The 23,568-nt window shown below is 51.9% G+C and carries 25 protein-coding genes; 7 read left to right on the top strand and 18 right to left on the bottom strand.

Annotation, left to right across the window (positions count from 1 at the left end):
• Positions 1 to 159 precede the first annotated feature (159 nt).
• Both DWY63_RS12820 and DWY63_RS12815 read left to right on the top strand, forming a co-directional pair.
• Positions 160 to 540: a DUF3783 domain-containing protein gene (locus tag DWY63_RS12820; protein ID WP_055219975.1), complete on the top strand. Its 381-nt coding sequence runs from the start codon at positions 160 to 162 to the stop codon at positions 538 to 540.
• Between the two features lie 110 nt (positions 541 to 650).
• Positions 651 to 1,244 (top strand): ECF transporter S component, encoded by a 594-nt coding sequence (locus DWY63_RS12815; protein ID WP_022461779.1) that lies wholly within the window; start codon positions 651 to 653, stop codon positions 1,242 to 1,244.
• Between the two features lie 169 nt (positions 1,245 to 1,413).
• On the opposite strand, the gene DWY63_RS12810 is transcribed toward DWY63_RS12815, so the two are convergent.
• A complete protein-coding gene (locus DWY63_RS12810; RefSeq protein ID WP_117802358.1) occupies positions 1,414 to 2,496 on the bottom strand; it encodes an NUDIX domain-containing protein in 1,083 nt (360 codons plus the stop codon).
• Positions 2,497 to 2,774: 278 nt separating this feature from the next.
• On the opposite strand from DWY63_RS12810, the gene proB reads away from it, so the two are divergent.
• Complete coding sequence (gene proB, locus DWY63_RS12805) at positions 2,775 to 3,857, top strand: glutamate 5-kinase (RefSeq protein ID WP_226906324.1); 1,083 nt, start codon at positions 2,775 to 2,777, stop codon at positions 3,855 to 3,857.
• A gap of 175 nt (positions 3,858 to 4,032) precedes the next feature.
• Positions 4,033 to 5,235, top strand: a complete 1,203-nt coding sequence (locus DWY63_RS12800; RefSeq protein ID WP_055219980.1) for a MalY/PatB family protein — start codon at positions 4,033 to 4,035, stop codon at positions 5,233 to 5,235.
• A gap of 99 nt (positions 5,236 to 5,334) precedes the next feature.
• On the opposite strand, the gene DWY63_RS12795 is transcribed toward DWY63_RS12800, so the two are convergent.
• From DWY63_RS12795 to spoVAD, 3 genes are all read right to left on the bottom strand, one after another.
• Complete coding sequence (locus tag DWY63_RS12795) at positions 5,335 to 5,997, bottom strand: methylated-DNA--[protein]-cysteine S-methyltransferase (RefSeq protein ID WP_055220159.1); 663 nt, start codon at positions 5,995 to 5,997, stop codon at positions 5,335 to 5,337.
• A gap of 155 nt (positions 5,998 to 6,152) precedes the next feature.
• A complete protein-coding gene (locus DWY63_RS12790; protein ID WP_055220161.1) occupies positions 6,153 to 6,509 on the bottom strand; it encodes a SpoVA/SpoVAEb family sporulation membrane protein in 357 nt (118 codons plus the stop codon).
• Positions 6,510 to 6,522: 13 nt separating this feature from the next.
• A complete protein-coding gene (gene spoVAD, locus DWY63_RS12785) occupies positions 6,523 to 7,542 on the bottom strand; it encodes a stage V sporulation protein AD (protein ID WP_117802357.1) in 1,020 nt (339 codons plus the stop codon).
• Between the two features lie 157 nt (positions 7,543 to 7,699).
• Between spoVAD and DWY63_RS12780 the strand changes: the two genes are divergently transcribed.
• From DWY63_RS12780 to spoVAC, 3 genes are read left to right on the top strand one after another with little or no spacing between them, the layout of a single operon-like run.
• Positions 7,700 to 8,368 carry a stage V sporulation protein AA gene (locus DWY63_RS12780; protein ID WP_055219984.1) on the top strand — a complete coding sequence of 223 codons (669 nt, stop codon included), beginning with the start codon at positions 7,700 to 7,702 and terminating at the stop codon, positions 8,366 to 8,368.
• Positions 8,325 to 8,747 (top strand): stage V sporulation protein AB, encoded by a 423-nt coding sequence (locus DWY63_RS12775; protein ID WP_055219986.1) that lies wholly within the window; start codon positions 8,325 to 8,327, stop codon positions 8,745 to 8,747. The genes DWY63_RS12780 and DWY63_RS12775 overlap by 44 nt, the downstream gene beginning before the upstream one ends.
• A 19-nt stretch (positions 8,748 to 8,766) precedes the next feature.
• On the top strand, positions 8,767 to 9,240 hold the full coding sequence (gene spoVAC / locus DWY63_RS12770; RefSeq protein WP_055219988.1) for a stage V sporulation protein AC: 474 nt from the start codon (positions 8,767 to 8,769) through the stop codon (positions 9,238 to 9,240).
• A gap of 1 nt (position 9,241) precedes the next feature.
• Here spoVAC and DWY63_RS12765 read toward each other — a convergent pair whose 3' ends face one another.
• The 14 genes from DWY63_RS12765 to DWY63_RS12705 all read right to left on the bottom strand — a co-directional run bounded on the left by DWY63_RS12765 (position 9,242) and on the right by DWY63_RS12705 (position 23,470).
• Positions 9,242 to 10,621, bottom strand: coding sequence for a DUF4129 domain-containing protein (locus DWY63_RS12765; RefSeq protein ID WP_117802356.1), 1,380 nt, complete (start codon positions 10,619 to 10,621; stop codon positions 9,242 to 9,244).
• Positions 10,612 to 11,742 carry a DUF58 domain-containing protein gene (locus tag DWY63_RS12760; RefSeq protein WP_117802355.1) on the bottom strand — a complete coding sequence of 377 codons (1,131 nt, stop codon included), beginning with the start codon at positions 11,740 to 11,742 and terminating at the stop codon, positions 10,612 to 10,614. Before DWY63_RS12760 ends, DWY63_RS12765 begins: the two co-directional genes overlap by 10 nt.
• Before the next feature lie 6 nt (positions 11,743 to 11,748).
• The gene (locus DWY63_RS12755) at positions 11,749 to 12,693 is read right to left on the bottom strand and encodes an AAA family ATPase (protein ID WP_117509836.1); all 945 of its coding nucleotides are present in this window, start codon (positions 12,691 to 12,693) and stop codon (positions 11,749 to 11,751) included.
• A gap of 187 nt (positions 12,694 to 12,880) precedes the next feature.
• The gene (locus tag DWY63_RS12750; RefSeq protein ID WP_117802395.1) at positions 12,881 to 14,065 is read right to left on the bottom strand and encodes an iron-containing alcohol dehydrogenase family protein; all 1,185 of its coding nucleotides are present in this window, start codon (positions 14,063 to 14,065) and stop codon (positions 12,881 to 12,883) included.
• 78 nt (positions 14,066 to 14,143) lie between these two features.
• Positions 14,144 to 15,667 (bottom strand): APC family permease, encoded by a 1,524-nt coding sequence (locus DWY63_RS12745; protein WP_055219995.1) that lies wholly within the window; start codon positions 15,665 to 15,667, stop codon positions 14,144 to 14,146.
• Positions 15,668 to 15,670: 3 nt separating this feature from the next.
• Positions 15,671 to 16,291: a cytidylate kinase-like family protein gene (locus tag DWY63_RS12740; protein WP_055219997.1), complete on the bottom strand. Its 621-nt coding sequence runs from the start codon at positions 16,289 to 16,291 to the stop codon at positions 15,671 to 15,673.
• A 163-nt stretch (positions 16,292 to 16,454) separates the two neighbouring features.
• Positions 16,455 to 17,672 (bottom strand): aspartate aminotransferase family protein, encoded by a 1,218-nt coding sequence (locus DWY63_RS12735; protein ID WP_117509834.1) that lies wholly within the window; start codon positions 17,670 to 17,672, stop codon positions 16,455 to 16,457.
• A 339-nt stretch (positions 17,673 to 18,011) separates the two neighbouring features.
• Positions 18,012 to 18,566: a helix-turn-helix domain-containing protein gene (locus DWY63_RS12730; protein ID WP_055228043.1), complete on the bottom strand. Its 555-nt coding sequence runs from the start codon at positions 18,564 to 18,566 to the stop codon at positions 18,012 to 18,014.
• A gap of 193 nt (positions 18,567 to 18,759) precedes the next feature.
• Positions 18,760 to 19,476 (bottom strand): SigB/SigF/SigG family RNA polymerase sigma factor, encoded by a 717-nt coding sequence (locus tag DWY63_RS12725; RefSeq protein WP_055220004.1) that lies wholly within the window; start codon positions 19,474 to 19,476, stop codon positions 18,760 to 18,762.
• 33 nt (positions 19,477 to 19,509) lie between these two features.
• The gene (gene spoIIAB / locus DWY63_RS12720) at positions 19,510 to 19,980 is read right to left on the bottom strand and encodes an anti-sigma F factor (protein ID WP_270423031.1); all 471 of its coding nucleotides are present in this window, start codon (positions 19,978 to 19,980) and stop codon (positions 19,510 to 19,512) included.
• 38 nt (positions 19,981 to 20,018) lie between these two features.
• Positions 20,019 to 20,342, bottom strand: coding sequence for an anti-sigma factor antagonist (locus tag DWY63_RS12715; protein ID WP_117802354.1), 324 nt, complete (start codon positions 20,340 to 20,342; stop codon positions 20,019 to 20,021).
• Between the two features lie 207 nt (positions 20,343 to 20,549).
• The gene (locus DWY63_RS12710) at positions 20,550 to 21,965 is read right to left on the bottom strand and encodes a tetratricopeptide repeat protein (protein ID WP_022461762.1); all 1,416 of its coding nucleotides are present in this window, start codon (positions 21,963 to 21,965) and stop codon (positions 20,550 to 20,552) included.
• 9 nt (positions 21,966 to 21,974) lie between these two features.
• Complete coding sequence (locus tag DWY63_RS18195; protein WP_022461761.1) at positions 21,975 to 22,148, bottom strand: hypothetical protein; 174 nt, start codon at positions 22,146 to 22,148, stop codon at positions 21,975 to 21,977.
• A gap of 26 nt (positions 22,149 to 22,174) precedes the next feature.
• On the bottom strand, positions 22,175 to 23,470 hold the full coding sequence (locus DWY63_RS12705; RefSeq protein ID WP_055220006.1) for a bifunctional folylpolyglutamate synthase/dihydrofolate synthase: 1,296 nt from the start codon (positions 23,468 to 23,470) through the stop codon (positions 22,175 to 22,177).
• Between the last annotated feature and the right edge of the window lie 98 nt (positions 23,471 to 23,568).

Below are 23,568 nucleotides of genomic sequence, written 5' to 3'. Positions count from 1 at the left end.
TTGGTTTCCTTTCTCTTTTATCTCAAAATTTATCGTGTTCTGAATTGTACGTTCCTATGATACCATAAAAGTATTGTTTTTCCAAAACATTTCTTATATCATAGTTCTGGGCATCCGCGCATTTGATCCGGAAATCTGCCCGTGGAAAGGATTTTTCTCATGGAAACCGTACTCTTATATCAGATCAAAGGAACGAAAACAGCTGTGCTTTTAAAGCCGGTTCTCTTAAAGCTCGGTATCCGCGTGCGCATTGTGGAACCGGAACAGTATCTCCAGTCGATCGGATTTCTTGCCGGAAATAAAGCATTTGCAGAATCCCCCGAAGCCTATGACGGCGCCGGATTTGATGAACCAATGATGGTCATGGCCGGCTTTTCCGAGCGGAAACTCGATCTTTTTCTCACCGAAATGCGCCGGAAAAAAGTGCCGCCGATCGCCCTCAAAGCCATCGTCACAACGCAGAACCAGGCGTGGAATTCGCTGCAGCTCTACAGAGAATTAAAAGAAGAACACGAAAAAATGAAATCGTACCGGAAATAACTGGTCTGGTCAAAAAATCCGGAATTGGAACTTTTTCTTCATGCCACCACTCCCTATAATAGGGTGCAATCAAGGAACGAAAGTTCCAGATACCAAAGGAGTGAGTTGTTATGAAAAATGAAAAAGTCTGGAAAATCGCAATGACAGGTGTCTTTGCAGCCCTTTCCTACGTTGTCTTCACCTTCCTGCAGTTCAAAATCTGGCTGCCAGGCGGAGATGCCACCTCGATCCATTTCGGAAACGCTGTCTGTGTGCTCGGTGCGCTAATTCTCGGCGGTGTTTACGGCGGAATCGGCGGTGCGATCGGCATGACCATCGGAGATCTTCTCGATCCGGTCTATGTGGTATACGCACCAAAGACCTTCATCTTAAAATTCTGCATCGGCCTCATCGCAGGACTGATCGCACACAAAATCGGTAAAATCAACGAGCAGACCGATCAGAAACAGATCTTCAAATGGGCACTGCTTGCAGCCATCGGCGGACTTCTGTTCAATGTGATCTTCGATCCGCTCATCGGTTACTTCTACAAACTGGTTCTTCTTGGAAAACCGGCAGCAGAGGTTACCTTAAGCTGGAACGTAGCGGCAACTTCCATCAACGCCGTACTTTCCACCATCGCTTCCGTTGTCATCTACATGGCACTGCGTCCGGCTCTTCAGAAATCCGGACTGTTTAGCCAGGTAAAGGCAGCAGCGAAATAAAAAAACAAATTTCATTTACGCGATATCCAAAAAAGTCACCATGTTCTATTTCGAACCGGTGACTTTTTTCATGCATTTCTTTTTATTTTTCAGCGGTGGCTGCTGCCTCTTCTTCCTCGTGCTTCGGGGTCAGCTTCTCGCTGATGAATCCATTTTCTTTCATCTTCTTTTACTCCTCATCTTTTGTTTTTTCTCCGGCGAACCACGCTTTTTCAATCATTTCCAGTTCCCGTATATCAATACAGTTGGGAATGCTTCCTTCTCTTACTGCCTTCTGGCACTCTTTGAGATCCATCCAGCGGACTGCTTCTACTTCCGACTCCTGTAGATGCAGTTTTTCCGCCTCGACCGGCTTCGTGTAAAGATACACGGCGCTGACCTCATGATCGTGGAACGGTTTTCCGTAAAAAACACCGTGTGATACTTTTTCCAGCAGGCCAAGATCCCTCAGCTCCTCTGCCTCTGCGTGGATGCCGAGCTCCTCGCCGATTTCCCGCAGAGCCCCTTCCAAATACGTATCGCCCGCCGAAAGATGGCCGGCGCTTGAAATATCGTAGCAGCCCGGATTCGAATCTTTCCAGGCACTCCTTTTCTGCAGCAGTACCTCACAGCCGCTCTTCTCATTCGCCCGTGCAATCCAGATATGTGCCGTTCCGTGACACCGTCCCTCACTGTGCGCCACGCCGCGCTCTACGATGGTTCCGGTCGGCGTGCCGTCGCCTGAGCGCTCCTCAAAAAGTTCCATCTGTTTTCCGTTCAGCACCGCTTCTGCGAGCGTGTCGCCCACATACCGCAGCTTCAGGGAGAAAAACGGCTCGTCTTCATTCAGAAGGCGGAAAAAGATTTTGTCTCCCTCCCACAGATTCAGGTGCAGGACGTCCTCTTTTTTCACCCAGGCGAGTTCGCCCTCATCACATGCAGTCGGTTCTCCCGTGAATCCGTCTGCCGTGTAGAGACACATATACTCCATGTACTCCACCGTTTTGCTGTTTTCTGCCTCTGTCACAAAGGTAACGAGACCGCGGAAACGCCAGCTCGTCAGCGTGTAGCCGGTTTCCTCTTTTACTTCACGCAGCAGGCATTCCTCCGGGCTTTCGCCAAGTTCCGCATGGCCGCCGACGCCGATCCACTTGTCCTTGTTGACATCGTTCTTTTTCACCGTGCGGTGCATCATCAGATAGCTGTCATCCTTTTCGATGTAGCACAGCGTTGTCATGCAGCCTCTGCCTCTTTCTTCTGTTTTTTCCTCCATCTTTGACTCCCTCCGTCGTGTGCCGGACTTCTTTCCGCTTCTTTTGTTTTTCAGGAAAAATGTATTTCTGCACACACCTTTTTCTCGTTTTCTATTCTACCATACTTTTTCAGAATTCCAGCAACAAATTTCTATCTTTTTGCAGATCTTTCACGAAAAATGTAACGACCATTCCGCATCTTCTTGACTCTCACACAGTACTGTGTTAAAGTGTCTGTAATTGATGTTTTGTCACCCGTAAACAACGTTTCTTATCATTTCTTACATTTGAGGTTTTCATGATGGAAAAACAGACGATAGTTGTGAAAGTCGGCACCAGCTCCCTGACACTCTCAGACGGAACGATGGATGCTGAAAAAATACGGAACATTACGACCCAGCTTGCCGCGCTGCAGACGGCAGGCCACCATGTGATTCTCGTTTCCTCCGGTGCGATCGCCGCAGGCTTTTCCCGTCTCGGCTTTAAAAAACGGCCGACGAAAATTGCCGATAAACAGGCTGCCGCTGCTGTCGGCCAGGGCCTTCTGATGGAGGAATACACGAAAAATCTGATGGCGTACCAGATTCCGTGCGCGCAGATTCTTTTGAACCGCAGTGACTTTGAGGACCGCCGCCGCTATAAAAACATCTTCGGCTCCCTCTCCGTCCTGCTCGGGCGCGGTGCGATTCCGATCATCAATGAGAACGATACAATCGCGATTGAGGAGCTGAAGGTCGGCGACAACGACACGCTCTCCGCCCAGGTGGCTGCGATGCTGCATGCATCGCTTCTGATTCTGCTGACCGATATCGACGGGCTCTACACTGCCAATCCAAAGAGTGACCCGAATGCGCGCCATATCGACGTGGTAAATGAGATCACGCCGGAGCTCACTGCTGCGGCAGGCGGCGCGGGATCGGGCAACGGAACGGGAGGCATGACAACGAAGCTCTCCGCCGCTTCGCTTGCCACAAGAGCCGGTGTGCCGGTTCTGATCTGCTCCTCGGCGGAGGAAAACAACATTGTGCGTGCGGTGAAAGGAACCGCAAAAGGAACGTACTTTACCGCCAGCGGCCACAACATGAAAACGCGTCTGCAGTGGATGGCGTTCTATGCGCCGAGTGCAGGCAATCTCTACGTCGATGAGGGTGCCGCAGAAGCACTTGCTGTTCAGGCAAAGAGCCTGCTTCCCAAAGGCATCGTGGCGGTCGAAGGCGATTTTAAGAAAGGCGATGTCGTCAGCGTCTTCCGGCGCGGCAGCCATGAATATCTCGGAAAGGGCATTGTCAACTATGACCGGCCGGATCTGCAGAAAATCATGAACGAAAGCACCAGCCACACGGAAGCAATCAACCGCGATAACTGGATCGGCGCGGAATAAATGGTGCCGAATAAAGCATTCTTTTGTTTACGAAAATTCCCCTCCGTGTTATAATATTTGTATTCAGCCGGCTGCAGGTTTTTCTTTCAGCGAGGAAAGGAAGCTGCATCCGGTTTTCCATGTGCTTTTGGTTTTACTTCGAGAGCACAGCAAACACAAAGGAGGGTTTTTACCAATGAAATACGATTTTACATCTCTGATGAACCGCAGCGGCCACGATTCGATCGCTGTCGATCAGATCCCGATTCCGGGTGCGGAAGTCAAAGAGGGCTTCTCCCGCATCCCGATGTGGGTGGCCGACATGAACTTCCCGTCTCTTCCGACCATTCAGGAAGCAATTCACGCGAGAGTCAACGAACCGCATTTTGGCTACTTTAATCTGCCGGATGCATATTTTGACAGCATCATCCGCTGGCAGAAAGAGCGCAACGGTGTGGAAGATCTGCCGCGTGAGGCGATCGGCTATGAGAACGGCGTGCTCGGCTGTGTTGCTTCGGCTGCTGCCGCTTTTACATCCCCGGGCGAATCCATTCTTCTGCATTCCCCGACATACATCGGTTTTACCGGTGTTCTTGAGAACTGCGGACGCAATATCGTTCTCTCCGATCTTGTTCAGGATGAGAACGGCGTATGGCGTATGGACTACGCCGATATGGACCGCAAGTTAAAAGAACATAACATTCATTTCGCGATTTTCTGCTCTCCGCACAACCCGACAGGCCGTGTCTGGGAGCGCGAGGAAATTGAAAAGGCGATGGAAATTTACAAAGCAAATGAATGCGTTGTCATCTCCGATGAGATCTGGTCTGACCTGACACTGCCGGGCTTCAAACATATCCCAACGCAGTCCGTTTCGAAGGATGCACGCGAGCGCACCATCGCACTTTATGCACCGTCCAAGACCTTTAACCTGGCTGGCCTTGTAGGCTCCTACCACATCATCTACAACCGCATGCTGCGCGACCGTGTGGAGAAGGCTTCGTCCCTTTCTCACTACAATTCTCCGAACGTACTCTCTGTTCATGCGCTGATCGGCGCTTACCGTCCGGAGGGATACCAGTGGGTGGATGAACTGCGCGAAGTGCTGAAATCGAATGCGGATTATGCGTACAACTACATTCTCGAGCATTTCAAGGGCGTGAAGCTTTCCAAACCAGAAGGAACGTACATGCTGTACCTCGACTGCGAAGAGTGGTGCAAGGAGCATGATACCGATATGGATACACTGCTGAAAGCCGGTGTTGCTGTCGGCGTGATCTGGCAGGACGGACGGCCGTTCCACAGACCGTATGCGATCCGCCTGAATCTGGCACTGCCGCATGTGCTTGTGAAAGAGGCATTTGACCGTATGGATAAGTATGTATTCAATGCGAAATAATTGTATTTTCTAATTTTATAAGCCAAACATAATGAAAGACCGAAACGGACATTTTCCTCTGCCGTTCCGGTCTTTCGCTGTTTTGTGCATCCTATTTTTTCAGTTTTGCTCCAGCTCCCGCTGTGCCAGCATCTCTTCCACGTTGATGCCGTACTTCTTTAAATTGACGCGGCCGTTTTCCAGCACAATGCCGTCTGCCTCCAGCATATCCGCCTGTTTCCCGGCGCCGCCGAAGACAAATTCCGCGGCCAGTTCGCCTTTGGAGTTTACCACACGGTAGCATGGAATGTGCTCCGGATCTGTGTTTTTATGTAAGGCGTTTCCCACGGCACGCGCCATCTTCGGCTCGCCTGCAAGCGCTGCTATCTGGCCGTATGTCGCCACTTTTCCGCGCGGAATCTGCTTTACCGCCTCATAGATTCTTTTGGTCGGGCTGTCCGTGATGATGTCGTAGCTCTCGGCGATCATGGTACGCACAGCGTCATCGGGTACGGTTCCGTCGAGGAGAATCGTGTTCCAATGTTCTTTGTTCTGATGATATCCCGGGATAACTGACGCGAATGCATCGCGCCAGTAGTCCCGCCATTCCGGGTTTGCTTTTACATTCAGCTGAATGATTCCGTCCTTTTCATAGACCCACAGAAATGCCTTTTTGCTTCCTTTCACGCGGATGAGCTGCCAGTTGTCATCGTGGAACGGTGCTTCCTGATATGTGTCCGGGAAGGAAAGGCCATAGGATAGCGCTTCTTCTCTTGTCTTCATTGCAGACTTCCTTTCTTCCTGTCGCGGGTGTTTTGATGTTTTTTCCGCAAAACACCCGCTTTTTTCTGTATTCGTCCTGCCGCTGCGATTCTGCTTTTTTCTGCGGCATTTTTTTATTATATCATTCCGCCTGCTTCTGCGCAATTTTTCACCTGCTATTTTTTCATCTTCGGCTGGAAAATCCAGCTTGCAAGATACGCGAAAATCAACGCCGCTGATGTTCCGACAGCCCCCGCCTTTAATCCGCCCTGGAACAATCCTAAAAATCCGCTTTCTTTTACGGCATCTTTTACTCCCTGAAACAAAAGATGCCCGAACCCGAGCAGCGGCACCGACGCGCCTGCCCCGGCGTATTCTGCAAATGGATCGTAGAGTCCCAGAAAGCTCAACACCGCGCCCGTGCACACAAGCGTTACCATAATTCTTCCCGGCAGCATTTTCGTGCGGTCGAGCAGAATCTGGCACAGGGCACAAATGAGGCCGCCGACCCAGAAGGCATTGAAATATTCCATGAACGTTCCCATTTTACACATCCTCCTCCCTCTCGATTACAACCGCCTGTGCAATACCAGGCACGCTGCTGCCCTCCTGAAAGCTGACCTTCGACATCAGCGCACCAGTCGGTACAAACAGAATCCTCTTCCACTCTCCGTTTTCCAGCTTCGGCAGCAGATACTCCGCCAGCACCGATGCCGCACAGCCGCAGCCGCTTCCGCCCGCACCGGTGTCCTGTTTTGCCGGATCGAAGATCAGCATGCCGCAGTCACTGTGCTGTTCCGAGATATCGTATCCTTTTTTCTTCAGCAGCTCCAGCAGAATTTCCCGCCCCACAACGCCGAGATCTCCCGTCACAATGCGGTCGTAATCGACCGGTTCCCGGTTGAAATCGACGAGGTTCTGTGCAATCGTATCGCACGCAGCGGGGGCCATGCAGGCGCCCATGTTCTGGTTGTCTTTCAGCCCGTAATCAATGATTTTTCCCGTCGTAGCGCCCGTGATTTTCACTCTGCTCTTCGTTTTTCCAAGCACACACGCGCCGCTTCCCGTCACCGTCCAGCTCGCGGACGGCGGGCGCTGGTTTCCGTAGGCGAGCGGAAAACGGAACTCCTTCTCCGCCGTTCCAAAATGGCTCGATGTCACCGCCAGCACCCGGTCACCGTATCCTCCTGCGACTGCCATCGCGCCAAGCGAAAGCGCCTCTCCCATCGTCGAGCAGGCACCGAACAGGCCGTAGAGCGGGCAGTTCAGATCCACCAGGCCGAACGATGATGCGATTGACTGTGCCAGAAGATCGCCCGCAAAAATCATGCGGATCTGCTCTGGCCTCACATTGGCTTTCTGCATTGCCAGCTTCGCGGTGGCAAGCTGCAGTTCACTCTCGCCCTCCTCCCAGCTCTCCTGCCCGCACATCGGGTCCGAAAGCGTGTGCGAAAAGTATTCGCCCAGCGGTCCATCCTTTTCCTTTTCTCCTACAATCGCCGCGCTGCCCTCGATATAGACGGCTTTAGCAAACGAGATGCTCTGCTTTCCTGTCATCTGTCTCATCGGCAAATTCCTCCGTTTTCTTATTTTGCGTCTTACCATTTCTGACCTTCAGTATTTCCGTTTTTTCCATTCTTACGCATGATTTTCCTGTTTTAGGGAACTCTGTACGCTGTAGCACAAAAATCCTGTTTCAGAAACTTTTAGAGGAATGTTTTTCATGAGTGAAATGCTGTATCTTCAGACGGAGCGTAATATCAAAATCACCAGTCCCGTCGTGACGCTCGGCGATGTGGCGCAGCTTTCCTGTTCAGACGGCGCTGTCCTTGCCCGCAATCAGGTCCGCCGCGTGGCGCATCTTCCCGATGACGGATACGGGCGCTACGTCTGCTCCGCCTCCACCCTCGTCCGCCTCGTCACGGAGGCCGAGGAGCACGTCGATGTCACCCACATCGGCGAGCCGAATTTTATTTTAACGTACGAGGATCCGCGTCAGAAAAACACCTGGATCAGCTGGTGCAAAACGATTCTGGTCGGCATCCTTACGTTTATCGGAACTGCGTTTTCCATTATGACCTTCCACACCGACATCGGCGTCCGCGAGCTGTTTTTGGATGTTTACACCCGTTTTCTCCCGCAGATGACGCCCGGATTTTCGGTGCTGGAAATTTCATATTCCATCGGCATCGGCCTTGGCGTCGTGCTCTATTTCAACCATTTCGGACGGCGGAAATTCACGCAGGACCCGACGCCGCTCGAGGTGGAAATGCGGGTCTACGAGGATGATATCGATACGACCATTATCGAACAGAACGACCGCTCCGGTAAAGGAAAGGAGGCTTTTCATGCGAATCCTGCCAGAGATCCTGCTGATCACAGCCGGTCTTAGCCTTGGCTTTTTCATCGCGAGCGGCCTTGTCGCGCTTGTGATCGGCCTTGGCATCGTGACACGGTACGCCGGCATCACAAAGACAGCAGAGAGCCTGCGTTTTTACGAATGCTGCTGTATGGCCGGGGCGCTGTTCGGCGATCTTTTCTCGCTTGGCACCTTCTCGTTTTCCCTGCCCTCCTGGACGGCCGGTGTGTTCTGGCTTTTTGCGGGCATTTATCTGGGAAGCTGGATCATCGCGCTCGGCGAAGTCGTCAACCTGTTTTCGATCCTCTGCCGCCGGATCGGACTGACGCGCGGACTGCCGTTTGTAATTCTCTGCATGGCGGCAGGGAAAATCGCGGGCTCTCTCTATTATTTTGCAAGTGGATTTCAATAAGAACTGGAGGTAAGATGTGATGCAGAGTTTAAAAAATGAACGGGCAAAAAAAGAATACGAACAGTTTGTCAAAGAGGTGACGCCAAAGCAGAATCTCTTCTGCAATATGGCAAAAGCCTTTATCGTCGGCGGTCTGATCTGTGTCGTGGGGCAGATTCTGCTCCATATCGGCAAAACGCAGTTCTCGCTCAGCAAAGATGACGCCGGCTCCTGGTGCTCGCTGATTCTGATCCTTAGCAGTGTGATTTTAACCGGCCTCAACATCTATCAGAAAATCGTCACCTTTGCCGGCTGCGGTGCGCTCGTCCCGATCACCGGCTTTGCCAACTCGGTTGCAGCTCCTGCGATTGAATATAAAAAAGAAGGACAGGTCTTCGGCATCGGTGCGAAAATTTTCACCATCGCCGGACCTGTCATTCTGTACGGTGTCTTTGCAAGCTGGCTGCTCGGCTTTCTCTATTGGCTGTGGACCGCTGCCGGGAACTGGTTTTAAATCAGTTCCGCAGCGCTTCCGCCTCTTCTTTTGTGCAGCCCTCGCGGCTGTAACGGGCTTTTTCATAGCCGTCGTGCAGCCGTCTCATGCCGTCGCCGGAAAGCTCGTTTCTCTCTTCCAGCTCCGCCGGGGTTTCGGCTCCGGTCGGCTGGTATTTTCCGGCTTTTTTGATCGTTTTTTTATACTTCCGGCGGATACGCATATTCGGGGAGAGATAGCCCTCTTTCTTTTCCCGCCGCCACGGCAGATTTTCCCGTTCGTCGTTTCCCTGATGCAGGAAGAGAACTTCGTCCTCCTCATCCTCTGAGAAGGCTTTTCCCGCATTTTTTACGCTCTGGTAAATCGCCCGCAGAACCGCGGTTCCGACGGCAACCATCACAAGATACATGACCGCCGTAAAAAGATTCTGGATCCACTGCGGCATCGGTTTGTACTCTTTGTCCCCCAGCATATCGGACAGATCGGCCTGCTCCATGCCCTGCGGCGCCTCGGCCTCCGGTGTTTCGATCGTAAGATCGCTTTCCAGCTCTTTCGGCTCATATCCTGCGATCGCCTCCGCAATCGGATCCTTTCCGTAGAGCGCCGATGGGAGCACGAACAGTACCAGAAGGAGTACTGCAATTTTCAGGATCAGTTTTCCCGTCCGCTGCATCGTCTCCACCGGGAGATTGGCGATTTTCTGATGGTCACGGATGAACCCGTGCATGCCGTCGAGGTACTGGCAGAAGAAGCACAGGAATACATCTGCAAAGAAAAACCAGTAGATCAGATGCCAGTAGAACGGCATTTTCATCAGCACACCGATCACATACTGTATCATAAACCAGAGAAAATGAAGGGGCTTTGGCTCATCGAGGAGCGTCGGGATCTCCCACGCTTCCATATCTGCCAGCGGCATTGAGCCGGCCGGCAGTTCCTGCGCTGCTTTCTTTAACTGGCCTTTGCGGATTCTGACATAGCCGCGGATCAGGAAAATCACAGCGGCCATAAGACCCGTCATCACGCCGGAAAGGCTCTCCAGAAATGCAGGAGAAATACCGTTCTCAAACTTGTTTTTTCCATCGTTTGCCGCCGCAGCCGCTTCAATTACCGCTGCCGCCTGCACACTGAACAGGGAACAGAAAAATTTCGCTGCCAGATACGTCACCGCGCAGACCGCAATTCCGCCAAGCAGAAACTGCCAGAGTGCTTTCGTTTTCCGGATCAGAATCCAGCTTGCGGCGGCCGGAATCAGCATCAATAAGGATATGGCGCAGAAATACATCGCCTCCCTTCCCGTCAGCTCCAGAAAACCGGCGGCAAAGCCATAGATGCCGGCGAATAAAAGCCAGACATGAAGCCAGGTCAGCGGGATCTGTACCAGTGTCTTTTTTATTTCCATGGTTTCACCTCCCAGCCGATTGCGGTGTACGCACGGTTCTGCTCCGACGGAACTTCTTCGCCCGGCAGATACGGAATCACCCACAACACCTGGTTCTGCGCACCGGAGAGCAGATGAAGCGCCTCACGGACCTCATCGGTTCTGTTTTTGGATACGACAACGTAGGTGTGGCCGGTGAGCTCTTTTTCCGCCTCTTTGTGCAGAAACTCCGCGCTGCCTGTGAGATTGCCCCCAAGCTGCACGCACGCCAGTTTCCGGTTCAGCTCCGCTGTTTTTCCGGCGCCCGCTGCCAGATGGACACGCAGCTCCTCGCCGGTCTCCTCATCTTTCGCATTGCTCTTCACCCACAGATTCATCTTGTTTTTCACCATCCGCGCCGCAAGCGAAGACGTGATGCGGATGCTCTCCTCGACCTGCGCTTCCTCGCGCAGAATGTTGGCGTCCTCGATATCGAGAAGCACCGTAACTTCCACGCTCGTCGTCGCGTCAAACTGATTGACCATCAGATCTCCCATCCGTGCCGACGATTTCCAGTTGATGCGGTTCATCGGGTCTTCTTTCCGGTAATCGCGGATACCGGAAAATTCAAACGGGTCCTCGTACAGGCGATTCCGTGACAGAACCATGCCCGACACGGCACGGCAGATCATCTGAATCCGTGCAGTATCGACCTGGCGCGGGTAAACGTACATCTGTGTCTGCTGCGGGTAATCGCTGTAAAGACCCTCCCGGAAAAAAAGATCGTACGCTACGGCATGCGCACCGGTGATCTCGTAGAATCCTCGTTTTTTCGCCTGAAACGGCAGTGTTCTCGTGATCTGCTGATGAAACAGGAACGAAAAGACATCGCGTTTGTAGCTCTGGTCGGTGATGCTCGCGTTTGCTTTTGCCTCGCGGTCGAATTCCAGATTGCGGCTCATCGAAATGCCAAGCTCGAGTGCCGGAATCGGCAGCAGTTTGTCGTTTACGATGACCTCTTTTAACGTACTCTCCTCGCCCTCATAGATCGCGGAATCCTGGAAGCTGACCTGGATTTTCAGATTTTTCTGCCAGTTTTTCTGGTACAGCTTTTTCTGCAGAAACCAGGCGAGCGCCATTCCAAATAGTAATAAAAGAAGCATAGTCCGTTACCTTCCTGACCAGTTTTCGGTCGGCAGATCGATGCGGTTTAAAATTTCCTCGATCACCGATTCTGCGGCTCTTCCGTCGTCTGCGCCGATCTGCATGGTGAGACGGTGTGCGAGTACCGGAACAGCCACGGTCTTGAAGTCCTCCGGCACAACGTAGTTTCGTCCCTGCACCAGCGCGTGGCCCTGTACGGCACGTAAAAATGCGAGTGTTCCACGCGGGCTCACACCGCTTGCAATCTTGCTGTTGACTCTCGTCTCCTGTACGATGCGGACGAGATACTGTACCAGTTCCGGATGCAGGTAGACTTCTTTACACGCCTCCTGCAGGGTACGGATTTCTTCTTTTGGGCAGACAGACGACAGCTCGGCGAGCGGCTCCTCGGTCAGGAAACGGGCGATCATCTGCGTCTCTTCCGCCGGGCTTAATGCTTCCATCGAAAGTTTCATTAAAAAACGGTCCATCTGCGCCTCCGGCAGCGGGAAGGTTCCGAGCGTCTCGAGCGGGTTCTGCGTGGCGATGACGAGGAACGGCTCCTCGAGCGGCCGTGTCACACCGTCCACGGTGATCTGGCGCTCAGCCATGCACTCGAGAAGGCTGCTCTGCGTCTTCGGCGTTGCACGGTTGATCTCATCGGCAAGCAGAATGTTGCAGAAGGCAGGGCCTTTCGAAAAGACGAACTCTCCGCTTTTGGCATCAAAATAATTGAGACCGGTAACATCGGACGGCAGTAAGTCCGGTGTGAACTGGATGCGGCCGAACTCTGCCTCGACGGATTTCGCAAGGGATTTCGCCATGACCGTTTTTCCTGTCCCTGGGACATCCTCGAGCAGGATATGACCTTTGGCAACAAGGCAGGTCAGGACAAGCTCGATCGTGCGCTCGTTTCCGATCATGACCTTTGCGATATTTTCTTTTAATTGCTGCAATACATTATTTTCCATGTTTTGCTTCCTCCAATAGTAAGATTTAATAAAAAAATCCACCCCTCGCTGCTTTGTTTTGTAAGAACAGCACGATAAATTTATTTTACAGCACATATTTTCGGAAGACAAGCAGAAAAAGGACGATTCTGTACATACTTTTCACAGCATCGCCCTTTACGGTTTCTTCTATAAATTAGCTTGTCTCTTACAGTGCTTTCCGGTACAGCGCCTCGATGTCCTGCTGACAGGACGCTCTCGGGTTGACGGCGATGTTTCCGCTCTTCATCGCATCTACCGCCATCGGCACGATTTTGCTCTCGATCTCCTCTGCTGTCACTTCTTTTCCCTTTGCCGCCTGGCGGATCGCATCGGTCAGGCTGGCCGGGATTCCGATGGCTGCGGTCAGCTCGCGGATCGCGCCGACCAGCATCATCGGCTCAAATTCATCGGCGTATGCCGGGATTTCGCTGATGTAGTTGTAGATCTTCAAATATCTTCCATGGTCTGCCAGTGCATTGTACTCTGCGATGACCGGAAGCAGAACGGCATTTGCCACGCCGTGCGGCACATCGAAGAAGGCGCTCACAGGATGACTCATTGCATGGACATTTCCAAGTCTTGCGTAGGAAAATGCAATACCCGCGAACAGCGAACCGGTCAGCATCGCCTCTGCGGCTTCGAGATCGGTTCTGCGCGCCACGAAACGGCGGATATTTTTACCGATCAATTCCATCGCTTTTTCTGCCATGGCATCGGAAAACGGAGATGCAGCTGTAGAAATATAAGCCTCCTCCGCATGGATAAAAGCATCAATACCGCACGCTGCCGCAACGGATGCCGGAGCGGAAGTTAAAAGTTCCGGATCGAGAATCGCGTACTCTGGAAGAAGTTCATAGCTAAATACGGTCAGCTTGTAATCTCTGCTGTGGTCGGTGATCACGGAAAATGCGGTCACCTCGGAGCCGGTTCCCGCAGTCGTCGGAATGGCAATCAGCGGGACAATTTTTCCCGGCACTTTGTGTGCGCCTTCGTATTCCGTGATGCTTCCGCCGTATTTTGCCGTCACACCGACGGCCTTTGCTACATCCATCGGAGAACCGCCGCCGAGTGCTACGAGAAAGTCTGCGCCGGAAGCAAGATAGCTCTCGGTTGCTTTTTCTACTGTCGTCACAGACGGATTCGCCTCAATATCTGTGAAAATATCGGCTGCGATGCCTGCCGCTTTCAGGCTGTCCGCTGCTTTATCCACAACGCCCATTTTTTTCAGGGTAGGACCGGAAAGAATCATCGCATGGGTTCCGCCCATCTTCTTGGCACACTCCGGCAGTTTGGCAAGCGTTCCTGCTCCGACAATAATATTCTGTGGAATCGAAAATTCGAATGGATTCATCTTATTTTTCCCCTTTCTTTCAGAAAGCGTGCCGAAAATTTTTCTTTCCGACACGCTTTGTTTTATCCTATCTCAGCTTCAGCCAGCCATTTTGGCAAGAACACGGTCGATTGCTGCATCGATAACAACGTCGAGTTCCGCATCGTCTGCCTCCGGCATCAGGGACGCTGCGTCCTCGTCGGAGATCAGCTCGATCAGGCTGCCGAACTTCTCTTTATATTTGAACTTGCAGACTGCAAAGAATACAACACCGAGGAGGCTCCAGCCGCCTACCATCAGCCACTCCTGCCATACCAGCGTTCCGCCGGAACCAGGAATGCAGTAAACAAGTACCATACATCCGGACATCAGAACTGCCATCGTTCCAACAAATTTGTATGCCGGAACACGGTACGGACGCGGCATATCCGGCTCTTTCTTCCGCAGGATCAGGAAGGAAAGAGATACCATACAGTAGGCAAGACAGCATCCAAAGTTACCTGCATCACAGATCCACACCATCATGCCTCGTCCTGCAAACGGAGCCAGCATAGTCAGCGCGCCGATCAGGAACAGGGCGTTGATCGGAGTTTTGTGCTGCGGATGAAGCTTTGCGAACATCGGCGGAATCATGTAGGATTCAGCCATAGAGTACAGGGCACGGGAACCGCCGATCATAAAGGAGTTCCAGGATGTGATGATACCGCACATACCGCCGACGATGATGACTTTTGCCATAACCGCTGTACCGAACGCTTTCGCCATCGCATCTGCTGTGACAAGTCCGGTTCCTGCTTCCGAGCTCAGGATTTCGGACGGGTTCAGCACATAGCCGACAGCCAGGATAACACAGGAATAGAAAACAACAGCGAGTACAACGGAGAGAATCATCATTTTACCGATTTTCTTTAACGGAACGTTGATTTCCTCTGCTGCCTGCGGGATAACGTCAAAGCCGATGAAGAAGAACGGGGTAACAACAGCAACTTTGATGATGTTCTGGAACATCGTTCCGGTGCTCTCGCCGACGAACATCTGTCCCTGCAGATTGCTGGAATCTCCGTTGATCACGGATGCCACAATCAGAAGGATACCAGCGCCGCCGATGATACAGGTAAGGACCGTCTGCAGAACGGCTGCTGTTTTTGCGCCCAGCACATTGATCAGTGTGATGAGGAACGCTACAATAACGGCTACGGCTACCCAGGAAGCATAGATATCAAATCCTGCCACGCTGTACATATAGCCTTTCAGGAATCCCGGCCACAGATATGTGATGATGGTTGGGAAGGCGCACGCCTCGAAACACGTAACACTGACGTATCCTAAAATAATCGCCCAGGTACAGATGAACGAACCGTTCGGGCCCATCGCCTTGTAGCTGAAGACGTGCTCGCCGCCGCACTGCGGCATCGCTGCAGTCAGTTCTGCGTAAGTCAGTCCGATGAAAAAGATCATGACACCGCCGATCGCAAACGCAATTGAAGCTCCGACAACGCCGCCTTTCTGAATCCAGCTTCCTGAGGATACGACCCAGCCCCAGCCGATCATGGCTCCAAAAGCGATGACGAGAATATCCCATGCACCTAATACTTTGTCAAATTCTGATTTTTTCTGTTCCATGGCTTATTCCTCCCCGCTTCCGTATTTCTTCTGAATCAGTTCCTCGAGATACTCCGCTGTGCCCTCCACACCAAGGAATGCACTGTTGATCAGAATGTCTCGGTTGTGCCGGTCTCCGCGGTTGCTGCCGGTCAGCGCCAGATGACGCTTGTGATACCGTTTGTCCTTCTCGAGCAGCAGAATTTTTGCATCGCTCTCGGAAAGGCTGTGGCTCTTCATGATATTCTGAATGCGGATCTCATCCGGTGCATAGATAAAAGCCCGGAGGAGCTTGATATCTTTGCTGTCCTTTAAGATGTAATCCGCGGATCGTCCGATGATGACGCAGGCCTCTTTTTCTGCCAGTTTCCGGATGATCTGCTTCTGTACATGAATCGCACGCTCGGTCAGGTCCGCATATTTTGAGAAGGATCCACGGACATCGCCCTCGGCTCCTTTTCCGGCAATCGTACCGCCCTCTTCTACACGGTTCATGATGTCTTTCGGAATTCCGACTTCTTCAATAATCTGATCCACCAGCTCGCGGTCGTAGAACTTAATTCCGAGATCCTCCGCAATTTTCCTGCCGATGGCATTTCCTTTGGCTCCGTACTCGCAGCCGATTGTGATAACCAGATGTCCCATACCGTTTTCCTCTCACATTTAATTTCTCTGTTTTACCTGTTGTTTCCGATTCACAGAATGAAAAGAAAAACAGGACAGGGGCGAAGCATGGTTCTTTGCTTTTTGACGTCCTTGTCCTGTTCTTTTCACGCTATGAGATTTTCTTTGTTTCTATAAGAATTCTTTATTTTTCCAGAGCTTTTACGGTTTCTTCGATGATAGCAACTGCCTTGTCGCAGTCCTCCTCGGTTACGATAAGCGGAGGGATCAGACGAATGATGTGCGCTCCGATGGCGGTGATCAGCAGATGGCGGTCAAGGCAGCCATGTTTGACTTCTACGCCGCTGATGGTATCATCAAACTCTACGCCGACCAGCAGTCCCTGATGTCTGACTTCTTTGACATGCGGCAGTTTTGCTAATTTTTCTGCGAAGTAATCACCGACTTTCTTTGCATTTCCGGCAAGGTCGCGGTCGATCAGTTCGTTGACTTCTGCCAGTGCTGCTGCACAGCTGACTGGATGGCCGCCGAAGGTAGTTCCGTGAGATCCCGGGGTAAAGGCTTTTGCTACTTCAGCTGTTGCGCAGATTGCGCCAATCGGCATTCCGCCGCCAAGACCTTTTGCCATGGATACGATATCCGGTTTGATGCCGTAGTTCATGTAAGACATTACCGCACCGGTTCTGCACCAGCCGGTCTGTACTTCATCAATCAGAAGCAGCATGTCGTTCTCATCACAGAACTTCCGGAGTCCCTGCATGAACTCTTTCGTTGCCGGATGAACACCGCCTTCGCCCTGTACCGGCTCAACCATGATGGCGATGGTGTTTTCGGTACATGCATCTTTGAAGGCCTGCAGATCATTGTACGGTGCGTAGGAGAATCCGTAGGTCATCGGTCCGAATCCAACCTGGCATCCGTTGCCCGGCTGACCGGTTGCAGACATGGCACCGAAGGTTCTTCCATGGAAGCCCATCTTTGCGGTTACGATGTGGTAACGGTTCGGGCCGTATTTCTCGATGCCGTACTTTCTTGCCATTTTGATCATGGCCTCGTTCGCCTCGGTACCGGAGTTCTGATAGAAGATCTTGTCCATGCCGATGGTCTCGCAGACTTTCTCAGCAAGCAGTGCCTGCGGGATGGTGTATGGATAGTTGAAGGTATGCATGATATCGTCGAGCTGCTCTTTTGCTGCAGCAACAACTTTCGGGTTTCTGTTTCCGGCGTTGTTTACGGCGATGCCTGCGTAAAAGTCAAGATACGGCGTTCCGTTTTCGTCGTACATGTACATCCCCTCTGCGGTTTCTGCAAGGAAATCGAAACGCTCGTAGGTCTCGATCATGTACTTGTTTACTTTGTCTTTGATGTCCTGAACCGTTAATCCTGTGTCTTTTAATCTCATAGTGTTATCCTCCCATAGCGTTGAAAAGATTTTTTAAATAAAAAACAACAAAGCAAAGACTACTCGTTGGTAAGCGTCTTTGCTTTGTTTTTCGTTTATTATTTTGTACAACCATACAATAGCACCACTCCCTATATTTGTCAATTACTTTTTTTAAAAAAGTTTTTTATTTTTGCTTTTTCTTTAACACCCGCTTTTTCTATTCTTTTTTGATGTTTTTTCGTCTTCCGCCGTATTTTTTTTCATATCCGTTGTTTTTTATTCTGATGTTCCAGTGGACTTCTGTCCATTATATTGAACAGTTCATTCAAAAAAAGAAAGCCTGTTATTCTGCGGCTTTTAGTGATAGTCGAGAAAGAAACACATGCAGCTCGTCTTCTCCGTCCCTCTGTTGCGGTAGATGTGGGTCTGGTCTGTCTCGAAACGGAATGCCTGCTTCAAGTGGATCTCATGCTCTTTTCCATTGCACTCCACGGTCATCACGCCGTCTGTCACCACCAGGTACTCTCTTGTTTTCTCTCCGTGGCCGCCGCTCACATACGTTCCGCCCGGTTCGATGTCGATGCGGTAGATTTCCACAAGCCGCGTGTCCTCATACGGAAAGCACGTCCACACAGTGTACTGCCCCTCCAGCTCTTTCGTCGGAACCAGATCCTCCGGTGTCACAAGATAACTATCCACCAGCGGCGTTGCAATCAGCTCCTGAAATTCAATCCGCAGGCCGCTCGTAATCTTCCCGAGCACGCCAAGCGACGGGTTCGCCGTTCCCTTTTCGATCTGCGAGAGCATACTCTTGCTGACCCCGGTCTGCTCTGAGGCCTGGTCGAGACTCATCCCTTTCGACTGCCGGATCCGTTTCAGATTGACCGCCACATTTTCTGTCAGATAATCCATGTTCTTCCACCTGCCTTTCTTCGTATTTCGCTCATTGTAGCACACCTTCCTCCGATATTCCAGTGAATATTTTCAAACTTTCTGCCGCCTTTCCCCGCTTCGCCTTTCTTTTCTTCCTTTATCCGCCCGGGTTTCAGGCGCTTTTCTCTGCCTTTCCCAGGAAAAGCGCCCTTCCGCCGGATTTGTATTTTTGTCAGACCTTTTCCATCCGCATCTGCCGCAGAATCTTCTTTTCCATCCGCGACACCTGCACCTGCGAAATCCCCAGTTTTCCGGCGATCTGCGCCTGCGTCATGTCCTGAAAATAGCGCATGTAGATGAGCTGCCGCTCCTTCGCAGGCAGTCGTCCCAACAGCTCTTCCAAGAAAATCCGGTTCAGCAGCTTTTCCTGCCCGTTCTCTTTTTCCGGAATGCGGTCCATCAGAGAAATATCGTGGTTTTCCCCCTGATAGATGGTCTTCTGCAGCGATTCCACCTCCGCGCCGGACTCCATCGCCTCCACGATTTCCTCCACGGTAACATCAAGCTCCCCCGCTATCTCCGCCAGCGTCGGATCGCGCCCGTTCTCCCGCTCCAGCCGCTCCCGCACCGCATACGCTTTCCACGCCAGTTCCCGGATCGGGCGGCTCACCTTCACCATCCCCTCCGACCGCAGAAACCGCCGGATCTCCCCCGCAATCATCGGAACCGCATACGTCGAAAAACAGACTTCAAACGAAGGATCAAATTTATCAATCGCCTTCAACAGCCCAATGCTCCCGATCTGGCACAGATCCTCCATCTCCACCCCGCGGTTTGCAAACCGCCTCACCATGCTCCAGACCAGTCCCATATTTTCCTCTGCCAGTGTATCCCTTGCCGCTTTATCCCCTTCGTGTGCCTTTTCGATCAGGGCAAGCGTATGTTCCATGCATTCTGACTCCTATGACTTCCGATCCGGCCCTTACATTTCCGGATGCACACCGATTTTCCGTTTCATCACCACTTCCGTCCCCCATCCCGGATGCGACCTTACTTCCAGCTCATCCATAAACGCCTCCATAAACGAAAACCCCATCCCCGACCGCTCCAGCTCCGGGCAGGTCGTAAACATCGGCTCCATCGCCTTCTCCACATTTTCAATCCCGACGCCGGTATCTTTTACCGTCACCTGAAACACCTTCTCCTCCAGATCCAGCACACACTTCATCTGAATTTTACCTTTTTCCTGCCGGTATCCGTGAATCATCGCATTCGTAACCGCCTCCGAAATCGCCGTCTTGACATCCGCCACTTCCTCCACCGTCGGATTCAGCTGCGCCAGAAACGCCGCCGCAGACACCCGCGCAAAACTCTCATTGCAGGGACGGCTCTCAAATTCCAGCGTCATCGTATTCCACCGCATCTTCTCTTCTGTTTTCATCCTTTCTCGCATCATCCCATTCCCCTTTCTGCCCACTCCCCGTCCAAAACCTACTTCCACGTCTTCTCCTCTTCCACCTCAATCACCCGCGTCACCCCCGACATCACCAGAATCCTCCGCATCCGCTCTCCCACATGCACCGCTCTCACCTTCCCGCCAATCAGCTCCATCTCCCGAAACCTTCCCATCACCAGTCCAATCCCCGAACTGTCCATAAACACCGTCTTCCGAAAATCAAACACCACCTCCCTCACATTCCTCTCCACCAAAATCTCCCCCGCCTCCTCCCGAAGCCGGTCAGCCACAAAATGATCCACCTCTTCCGGAAGCCGAATCGTCATCACCGCATTCTTCACCCAAACACGATTATCCATTTCCCATCCTCCCTCTTTCCTGTCATAAAATAAAAAACACAAAAGATTTTTCGCCGTAAAGCGAATTTCATCTTTTGTGTTTTATCTTCTCACTTTTATACTTTTTTGCCCTTCGTCCCACGCACCCTCCGCGTAGTCAGTGGTATCAGCCCGACGAAACAGCGCCGCATCTCCTGCGGCATTCTGCCCCGTGGGCGTCCGTCCTCACTATTCCTCCGTCTTCACAGTCCCCCCCAGCGCCTCAATCTGCTGCTCGGCCTTAGTAGCCTTCTGGGTTCCCGGGAACTTATCGATGATCTCCTGGAACACCGAAATCGCATTATCGGTATCCCCACTCAGCCGATACGCATGCGCCAGATAGTTAAGCACCGTATAGTCACTGTCGTTGATATTCTTAGCCTTCGAAAGCTTATCAATCGCCTCAGTGTAATTCGCATCGTCAAATGCATTCACACCCGACTGCGAAAGCTCCTGGAACATAGACGACTGCATGCTCTTGTAAATAGTGTCATACACAGCCTTTGCGTCCACAGAAAGCACCTCCGGGTTGACCTCGGTCAGTGCGTTTGTTGCGTTGCTCGTGTTGCCCTGCTGCTGCGCTTCCACAGCCTTTAAAAGGTTCTCATAGGAAGCCGCCGTATCCTGTGCCGTCTGGATCTGCTGCTGCGCAGAAGCCGTCGTTTCGTTCAGAGAATCCACCTGGCTCTGGAGCTGGTTCAGCTGGGCCTCCTGGCTCGCCATCTTGCCGCTGTATTCCACAACCTTCTCGTCTGCCTGCCGGTTAATTCGCTGCGTATTCGCAGGCCCGATCAGAAACCACACAACCAGTGCGCCAAGCACCAGCCCAATACCGATATTCAGCATCGTTGCCGCTGTAGACGTCTCGCGGAACGTCGGCGGAATAATCACCGTATCCCCGCTTACCACACGCTCACGCTCGTCCTCGCGCTGCTCCTCCGTGCGCTCCCTGCGGCCGAACCGCCGCGGCTCCAGCGACGTCTGCGTACCCGTCTGGAAATCAACCTCCTTCAGGAAACGAAGCGTCGTCGAGTTCGTCTTGTCAATTTTCGCCGCCTTTTTCAGAATCTTCCGCGCTTTCTCATACTCACCTTTGTGAATATAAATCAGCGCCAGCAGATGATATCCCTTGATCAGCTTCGGATTCTGGTTCAGAATCTTGCGCAGCTGGATCGCAGCCACATCCTCATTGTTCTCGCGGCAGCATTTCAGCGCACTGTTGTATTTCTTGATCGTCTGATTGATCATATCCAGCTTCGCCTGCTCCGCCTGCAGCGTCGCAATATACTCCGTCGCCACATTATTCTCCGGCATAATATTCTTGCTGATGATCCACTCACTTAACGCCGCAACCGCTTCACCCGTCTCAAAATAGACAAGGCCTAACAAGTTCCGCGCATGGATATTGTATTTGTTAAACTTCAGGCTCCGCCGCAGCATATCGATCGCTCCGGAAAGATCCCGGATCTCTGCCTTGTCGAGGCCCAGATTGTAGTACATATTCGAAAGAGAAAAACATTTTCTCTGTACTCTCAGGTTAAAACCACAGTTGGGACAGATCTCCATTCCGACGTCCACAACCGATTTACAATTCATACAGTTCATTCCGGCACCTTACTCTTCCTTTTCCGCTTCTGTCTCGTTTTCCTGTTCCGGCTTGTCGTTTTTCATCATTTCTTTCAAAATGTCGATCACATCCGTCAGATCACGGCTGTAAATCGCATCCTCCACCTCATCCACATCGAGACACGGTTTAAACTTCTTCAGTTCTTCTTCGTAATTTAACATAAACAAAAAATTCCTTCCTGTATTCACTAACCATTCCGCTTTGCAAGATATGCTTTCAGTTCGCCCGCCAGATACAGAGAACCCACGCAGAACAGCATGCCGCTGCCCTTTTTGCCCAGTGCCTTCTCATACGCTGCCCCGATCTCCGGTTCCGCGCAGACATCCGTGCATCCTGCTTTTCTGAAGTCCTCTGCAAGCACTTCCGCCGGTACGACGCGGCTTCCGTCGATCTGCGTTGCAACAACATGGGACGGATGAATTCCCTCGCAGATTTCACCGATCATCTCATGATAGTGCTTGTCTGCAACTGCCGTGAACAGAATCGTGATCTCGTTTTCTTTCGCAAAATAGCCTGCCGTGCTGACAAACTGTGCAATGCCGTCCTCGTTGTGCGCGCCGTCGATGATGACGCCCGGCGCAGCCATTTCCATACGGCACGGCCATTTGATCTTCGAAAGGCCTTCCGCAAGCACGTTCTTAGGAATGTCGTGCACGTCCTGCAGAATATGCATCATGTAGAACGCAAGGCTTGCATTCATCATCTGGTATTTTGCCACGTACGGAATCGCAAGCTCTGCTTTTTCGCCGCCCGGATATGCAAAGGTAAAGGTGATACCCTCGCGGCTCTGTGTTTTCATCTCATAGAACGACGGCTCCATCGGCCATGCCGGGCTTCCCATCTCTTTCGCCTTTGCGGCAATGACAGAAGCCGGACCTGGCTGGCTGGCGTCGTAGATTACCGGGACACCGGCTTTGATGATGCCGGCTTTCTCTCCCGCAATCGCCTCGAGGGTGTCGCCGAGATACTCGGTGTGGTCGCGGCTGATGGACGTGATGATGCATGCCAGCGGCTTTTCGACCACATTTGTCGCATCCAGCCGTCCGCCAAGGCCGGTCTCCATGACCAGGTATTCCACGCCGGCTTCTTTGAAAATCAGCATTCCCATCAGGAACAGCGTCTCAAAATAGCTCGGATGGCCTTCGCCCTCCGCCTCGTATTCTTTGGCTGCTTTTTCCACTTTGAGAAATGCGTCGAGAAACTGTTCATCCGACACATCTTCCCCGTTGATCTGGAACCGCTCGTTGATGCGTACAAGGTGCGGGGAGGTAAAAAGTCCTGTCTTTTTGCCGCCTGCAAGCAGCATCGCATTCAAGTACGCGCAGACGCTTCCCTTTCCGTTCGTGCCCGCCACATGGATAATTTTGATCCCTTCCTGCGGATTCCCAAGGCGCGAAAGAAGCTCCCTCGTATGTTCCGGCGGATGCTTCACCGTAAATTTCGGTATTGTTTCGATATAATCAACTGCTTCTGTATAATTCACTTTATTTCACCATTCTTCAGTATTTTAGGGCTGCTTTCAAACCCTAGTATCATTATAATCGAGTGACCGGATATGTCCATAGCAATTTTCAAAATTTT

Source organism: Blautia sp. AF26-2, from assembly GCF_003460955.1.
Lineage (GTDB): Bacteria > Bacillota > Clostridia > Lachnospirales > Lachnospiraceae > Fusicatenibacter > Fusicatenibacter saccharivorans.
Note: the sequence above shows the minus strand (reverse complement) of the source record. Positions and strands in the feature narration are given on the sequence as shown.

Bases quoted from the DNA above. Each gene is read 5' to 3' on its own strand.
- DWY63_RS12760 (WP_117802355.1), bottom strand. From the start codon at position 11,742: ATGCTTCTTTTATTACTATTTGGAATGGCGCTCGCCTGGTTTCTGCAG.
- DWY63_RS12810 (WP_117802358.1), bottom strand. From the start codon at position 2,496: ATGGAGGAAAAAACAGAAGAAAGAGGCAGAGGCTGCATGACAACGCTG.
- DWY63_RS12790 (WP_055220161.1), bottom strand. From the start codon at position 6,509: ATGGAATATTTCAATGCCTTCTGGGTCGGCGGCCTCATTTGTGCCCTG.
- spoVAD (WP_117802357.1), bottom strand. From the start codon at position 7,542: ATGAGACAGATGACAGGAAAGCAGAGCATCTCGTTTGCTAAAGCCGTC.
- proB (WP_226906324.1), top strand. From the start codon at position 2,775: ATGATGGAAAAACAGACGATAGTTGTGAAAGTCGGCACCAGCTCCCTG.
- DWY63_RS12795 (WP_055220159.1), bottom strand. From the start codon at position 5,997: ATGAAGACAAGAGAAGAAGCGCTATCCTATGGCCTTTCCTTCCCGGAC.
- DWY63_RS12780 (WP_055219984.1), top strand. From the start codon at position 7,700: ATGAGTGAAATGCTGTATCTTCAGACGGAGCGTAATATCAAAATCACC.
- DWY63_RS12750 (WP_117802395.1), bottom strand. From the start codon at position 14,065: ATGAATCCATTCGAATTTTCGATTCCACAGAATATTATTGTCGGAGCA.
- DWY63_RS12765 (WP_117802356.1), bottom strand. From the start codon at position 10,621: ATGGAAATAAAAAAGACACTGGTACAGATCCCGCTGACCTGGCTTCAT.
- DWY63_RS12755 (WP_117509836.1), bottom strand. From the start codon at position 12,693: ATGGAAAATAATGTATTGCAGCAATTAAAAGAAAATATCGCAAAGGTC.
- DWY63_RS12740 (WP_055219997.1), bottom strand. From the start codon at position 16,291: ATGGGACATCTGGTTATCACAATCGGCTGCGAGTACGGAGCCAAAGGA.
- DWY63_RS12815 (WP_022461779.1), top strand. From the start codon at position 651: ATGAAAAATGAAAAAGTCTGGAAAATCGCAATGACAGGTGTCTTTGCA.
- spoVAC (WP_055219988.1), top strand. From the start codon at position 8,767: ATGCAGAGTTTAAAAAATGAACGGGCAAAAAAAGAATACGAACAGTTT.
- DWY63_RS12730 (WP_055228043.1), bottom strand. From the start codon at position 18,566: ATGGATTATCTGACAGAAAATGTGGCGGTCAATCTGAAACGGATCCGG.
- DWY63_RS12715 (WP_117802354.1), bottom strand. From the start codon at position 20,342: ATGGATAATCGTGTTTGGGTGAAGAATGCGGTGATGACGATTCGGCTT.
- DWY63_RS12735 (WP_117509834.1), bottom strand. From the start codon at position 17,672: ATGAGATTAAAAGACACAGGATTAACGGTTCAGGACATCAAAGACAAA.
- DWY63_RS12710 (WP_022461762.1), bottom strand. From the start codon at position 21,965: ATGAACTGTATGAATTGTAAATCGGTTGTGGACGTCGGAATGGAGATC.
- DWY63_RS12725 (WP_055220004.1), bottom strand. From the start codon at position 19,476: ATGGAACATACGCTTGCCCTGATCGAAAAGGCACACGAAGGGGATAAA.
- DWY63_RS12800 (WP_055219980.1), top strand. From the start codon at position 4,033: ATGAAATACGATTTTACATCTCTGATGAACCGCAGCGGCCACGATTCG.
- spoIIAB (WP_270423031.1), bottom strand. From the start codon at position 19,980: ATGCGAGAAAGGATGAAAACAGAAGAGAAGATGCGGTGGAATACGATG.
- DWY63_RS18195 (WP_022461761.1), bottom strand. From the start codon at position 22,148: ATGTTAAATTACGAAGAAGAACTGAAGAAGTTTAAACCGTGTCTCGAT.
- DWY63_RS12745 (WP_055219995.1), bottom strand. From the start codon at position 15,667: ATGGAACAGAAAAAATCAGAATTTGACAAAGTATTAGGTGCATGGGAT.
- DWY63_RS12820 (WP_055219975.1), top strand. From the start codon at position 160: ATGGAAACCGTACTCTTATATCAGATCAAAGGAACGAAAACAGCTGTG.
- DWY63_RS12775 (WP_055219986.1), top strand. From the start codon at position 8,325: ATGCGAATCCTGCCAGAGATCCTGCTGATCACAGCCGGTCTTAGCCTT.